The organism is Aeromonas sp. S2(2024), from assembly GCF_041402505.1.
GTDB classification, from domain to species: Bacteria; Pseudomonadota; Gammaproteobacteria; order Enterobacterales; family Aeromonadaceae; genus Aeromonas; species Aeromonas media.
Genome location: NZ_JBGLRL010000059.1, coordinates 1 through 624, shown reverse-complemented (window position 1 = coordinate 624; position 624 = coordinate 1). Strand labels below are relative to the sequence as shown.

Sequence of the window (624 nt, the reverse complement as noted above, 5' to 3'; positions counted from 1 at the left end):
ACCGACTTCTCACAGCTTATCGCAGGTTAGTACGTCCTTCATCGCCTCTGACTGCCAAGGCATCCACCATGTACGCTTAGTCACTTAACCATACAACCCCAAGAAGTGTCGGTGAAACCGGCACAGCTTGTTGCTGTACAACAAGGACCAAAATAAAATTTGGTTTTCGCCAAGAAGTTTCCAAAGCACTTGTAACAAATGTTTGAGAACTACTTTTTAAATCAGCTTTCCAGATTGTTAAAGAGCAAACTTCGTAAAGAAGTCAAAGGCATTAACTGAATATTGCTATCCAATTCATGGCTTTGTCTTCTGACAAACACAGTACGATATGGTGGAGCTATGCGGGATCGAACCGCAGACCTCCTGCGTGCAAAGCAGGCGCTCTCCCAGCTGAGCTATAGCCCCGTAATCGAAGTGGTGGGTCTGAGTGGACTCGAACCACCGACCTCACCCTTATCAGGGGTGCGCTCTAACCACCTGAGCTACAGACCCACTTCGTGTACTGTCTCTAAACTTGAATCAAGGCAATCTGTGTGAACACTCAACAACTCGACATCTTAAGGTAAGGAGGTGATCCAACCCCAGGTTCCCCTAGGGTTACCTTGTTACGACTTCACCCCAGTC

General features: G+C 47.3%; 2 tRNA genes and 2 rRNA genes. All 4 read right to left on the bottom strand.

Features of this window, described 5'->3' with window-relative positions:
• Nucleotides 1-90 (bottom strand): 23S ribosomal RNA (locus ACB039_RS20930); the annotation flags it as partial.
• Nucleotides 91-329: 239 nt separating this feature from the next.
• Nucleotides 330-405, bottom strand: a tRNA-Ala gene (locus ACB039_RS20925).
• 10 nt (nt 406-415) lie between these two features.
• Nucleotides 416-492 (bottom strand) — tRNA-Ile (locus tag ACB039_RS20920).
• A gap of 71 nt (nt 493-563) precedes the next feature.
• Nucleotides 564-624 (bottom strand): 16S ribosomal RNA (locus ACB039_RS20915); the annotation flags it as partial.